Consider the following 239-nt stretch of genomic DNA (forward strand, 5'->3'; position numbering starts at 1 on the left):
ACTGCAACAGGGTCCTCGGCGGAGAACCTTGCCGAGCCATCGGTTGCGCTGAACCTGCCACCAACCTGTTCAATCACATATCCCAAAGCCCGAAGCACAAGGATGGCAGGGACGACCGTGTCGCCTGCCTGGGACAGATCAACGCCACCGGTGCGCAGAAGCCTCGAAAGCAGGGAGAGCCCGGACGCTGGGCATCCGCCAGCAAGGCACTCGACATCCGGATCGCCGTCATGCTCGAA

At 62.3% G+C, this 239-nt stretch carries 1 protein-coding gene; it reads right to left on the bottom strand.

What is annotated here, in order from left to right; translation table 11 throughout:
- Positions 1 to 239, bottom strand: a 239-nt coding sequence (locus BN358_RS27660; protein WP_040582944.1) for a hypothetical protein, incomplete at both ends; no start/stop codon positions are given.

The organism is Sedimentibacter sp. B4 (assembly GCF_000309315.1).
GTDB classification, from domain to species: domain Bacteria; phylum Bacillota; class Clostridia; order Tissierellales; family Sedimentibacteraceae; genus Sedimentibacter; species Sedimentibacter saalensis.